The following is a 3,599-nucleotide window of genomic DNA, read 5'->3' on the forward strand; positions in this document are numbered from 1 at the left end:
CTGATGAATAGCGGGGAGTATGGTCAAAAGCAACTCCGACGCGCGTCCAAACCCCACCCGGCCCCCGCCAACCACGCCCCTGCTCGCGGGCGCCCCCTTCGATTTACCACGACCTACGATGATAAGGTCACGGACAGCTTCTACACTGCCTCAATCGATGGTCAACCAGTCGATCGACGTATCCAATGCACGAGCCAACGCCTGATAAGTCGCTATCGAGCCAACCCGCTTTCCGCTTTCTATATCGGACAGAAACCCGGCGCCGACATCAGCCTTTGCAGCCAGTTCCCGAAGCCCCAAACCGCGATACTCCCGCCAGACGCGAACGGGACTCTCCCCGTCCATGATCCGGTTCGCCCACTCCGCTGGCAGAGTGATGCCGGTACGCCCCCGTTGGGCTGCCAGCACGTCTTCCAGATCCTCCAAACGTGAGTGAAGGGCGTCATACTCCGCGCGAGGAATCGTGATGGTGTCAGTCATAAGCTCCTCCTCTGGGGCGAACGTCGATCACAATCATGACACTGACGGTATTTTGTTCAACAGCGAAGATAACCCGGTAATCACCGACGCGCAGGCGAAACAGTTCCGAGTTGGTCAGTTGAATCACGTTATTGGATAATGATTTGGGGTCTTCGGAGTATTGCTCGATCTTCGATCGAATACGATTTCGCACGTTGGCAGGAAGCTTGCGTAGCGCCTTGGCGGCTTGTGCTTCGTACTCGACCTGCATCTTCTCTCACCGCATCCGACGGCCACCATGTTCGCATAATGCGAACATGACATCAAGCGAGATGTTCGCATTATGCGAACAGCTAAGGGCAAAAGGTTGACGGCACAAGCGTTTTAGGATAAAATTCCGAAATAATTCTTCAGGAAAGGCGCGTCGCTGTCCAAAATGATGACATTTGCGTCTTTCCGCGGCCTGGAAGGGGGTGTCTACATCCCCCTCCGGCGCCTTACCGCCACCCGGCCGTCAGCAGCGGTCCGCGACGCTCAGCGCCACGTCCTCGCGGCGCTCCAGGGTGCTCGACAGCACCGTCACTCCCAGCGCCAGCAAGGCCAGTGCCGCACCGACCCAGGGGATCGCGGTGTACGACAGGCCCTGTGCGATCGCGACGCCGCCGATCCAGGCGCCGCCGGCATTGCCCAGGTTGAAGGCTCCCTGGTTGAGGATCGCGGCGAGGTTGGGCGCGCCATGCGCTTCATCGACCACCCGCACCTGAAGCGGGGCCACCAGCGCAAAGGCGACGACGCCCCACAGGACGATCGTCACGACAGCCGGTATCAAAAACTGGCTGGTGAAGCTGAGCGCCGCCACCACCGGCACCAGGACGCTGAAGATGCCGATGATGGCCGGCATCAGCTTCCAGTCCGCCAGCCTGCCGCCGGCGAAGTTCCCGATCGTCAGGCCAACGCCGAACAGCAGCAGGACCATCGTGACGCCGTGCGGCGACACGCCGGTCACTTCCTGAAGCAGGGGCGTGATATAGGTGAAGACGCTGAACAGGCTGGCCGACGCCAGCACGCTGATCGACATAGCCAGCAGCACCTGCGGCCGACGGACGACGCGGAACTCCTGAAGCAGGTTCGCCGACCGGTCATGCTTCACCGCCGGAACCCAGAACAGGATGGCGAGCAGCGCCAGCACGCTGATGCCGACCACGCCCCAGAAGGTGGAACGCCAGCCGGCGGCCTGACCCAGCGCCGTCCCCAGCGGGACGCCCAGCACGTTCGCCAGCGTCAGGCCGGCGAACATCAGCGCTATGGCGCGGGCGCGCTGGCTCGGCGGAACCAGTCCGGCGGCGACCACCGACCCGATGCCGAAGAACGTACCGTGGCAGAAGGCCGTCACGACCCGCGCGGCCATCAGCGTCGCATAGTCCGGCGCTATCGCGCACAGCGCGTTGCCGACGATGAACACGGCCATCAAGGCCAGCAAGGCCGTTTTGCGCGGCATTCGCGACGTCAGGATCGCGAGGATGGGCGCTCCGACCACGACGCCCAAGGCATAGCCGGACACCAGCATTCCCGCCGACGGGATGCTGACGCCGAGGTCGGCGGCGACGTTGGGCAACAGGCCCATGATGACGAATTCGGTAGTGCCGATGCCGAAGGAGGCTACGGCGAGCGCCAGAAGCGGAAGAGGCATGGGACCTGCTCGGGAAGGCGGTGGCGGAGGACGGACGAAGCTGTAGGCACCCCTCCCGGCATTTTCTCGTTTGTCCTATAACAGTATGCTGGACTGATTGTTTACAGCAGAAACTATGCCGCATCGCAGCAATGCGCGGCAGTCATACTCGGGGAGCAGGATATGGACGGCGAATTCATCCAGATCACGGGCGAGGCGGGCGAAACCTTCCGCGCCTACAAATCCGTACCGCGCTCCGGCGACGGTCCGGCGGTGATCGTGCTGCCGGAAATCTTCGGCATCAACCAGCATATCCGCGACGTCGCCGACTTCTACGCCGAGGAAGGCTATGTCGCCCTGGCGCCCGACGTCTTCTGGCGGGTCGAGAAGGATGTCGAACTGGGATATTCCGACGCGGAGCGGGACAAAGCCCTGGAACTGCTCGGGCGCTTCGACATCGATCAGGGCGTGCGCGACATCCTAGCCACCGTCGCCGCCGCCCGTGCCATGCCCGAGGTCACCGGCCCGGACGGCCGCAAGGCGGTCGGCGTCGTCGGTTTCTGCCTGGGCGGACGGCTGGCCTATCTGACAGCAGCGCGCGGCGATGTCGATGCGGCGGTCGGATACTACGGCGGCGGGATCGACAAGCTGCTGGGCGAGGCCGGCACCGTCAAGTGCCCGCTGACGCTTCATTTCGGGGCGGAGGACAGGATCTCGCAGCCCGAGGTGATAGACAAGATCAGGCAAGCCTTCGCCGGGCGGAGGGATGTCGAAATCTTCGTCTATCCCGGCGCCGGCCATGCCTTCAACCGGCCGGGCCACTCGTTCGACAAGCCGACTGCGATGATGGCCCATTCCAGGACCATCTCCGTCTTCCGCAAGGCGATGGGGCCGCACTACGACCTCTCCGCCCTGTGGGACAAGCACTGCGAATACGAGTTCGGCACCCGCAACGTCGACGACACCATGGCGACCATGGTCGCCGAGCCCTATGTCAACCACATCCCGACGATGACCGGCGGCTATGGCTACAAGGACCTGCACCGCTTCTACCTGAACCATTTCGTCCACGGCAATCCGGCGGACACCAAGCTCGTCCCGATCTCCCGCACCGTCGGGGCCGACCGGGTGGTGGACGAAATGCTGTTCTGCTTCACCCACGACCGGGAAATCGACTGGCTGCTGCCCGGCGTTCCGCCGACTGGCAAATACGTCGAAATCCCGCTGATCGCGATCATCAACTTCCGGGGCGACAAGCTCTACAACGAGCACATCTACTGGGATCAGGCATCCGTGCTGGTCCAGATCGGCGTGCTGAAACCCGACGGCCTGCCGGTCGCCGGGGTAGAGACCGCCCGGAAGCTGGTCGATCCGTCCCTGCCCTCCAACACGCTGATGGCGCGCTGGAGTCAGTCAGGAACGGAAGGCGGCGATCATTGATAGCCGCCTTCCTTCCGCTCCTCGGCCGCTT

4 protein-coding genes are annotated in these 3,599 nt (G+C 63.2%); 1 reads left to right on the forward strand and 3 read right to left on the reverse strand.

The features are described from left to right. Positions 1-150: 150 nt before the first annotated feature. From AC5JJ6_RS04490 to AC5JJ6_RS04500, 3 genes are all read right to left on the reverse strand, one after another. Entirely contained in the window at positions 151-480 is a 330-nt protein-coding gene (locus tag AC5JJ6_RS04490) for a helix-turn-helix domain-containing protein (protein WP_496040895.1), read from the reverse strand. After that, on the reverse strand, positions 473-730 hold the full coding sequence (locus AC5JJ6_RS04495; RefSeq protein WP_496040896.1) for a type II toxin-antitoxin system RelE family toxin: 258 nt from the start codon (positions 728-730) through the stop codon (positions 473-475). Before AC5JJ6_RS04495 ends, AC5JJ6_RS04490 begins: the two co-directional genes overlap by 8 nt. 243 nt (positions 731-973) lie before the next feature. Beyond that, entirely contained in the window at positions 974-2,149 is a 1,176-nt protein-coding gene (locus AC5JJ6_RS04500; protein WP_496040897.1) for an MFS transporter, read from the reverse strand. Positions 2,150-2,311: 162 nt separating this feature from the next. Between AC5JJ6_RS04500 and AC5JJ6_RS04505 the strand changes: the two genes are divergently transcribed. After that, positions 2,312-3,568, forward strand: coding sequence for a dienelactone hydrolase family protein (locus tag AC5JJ6_RS04505; RefSeq protein ID WP_496040898.1), 1,257 nt, complete (start codon positions 2,312-2,314; stop codon positions 3,566-3,568). Positions 3,569-3,599: the final 31 nt, after the last annotated feature.

This window comes from Skermanella sp. (assembly GCF_059503625.1).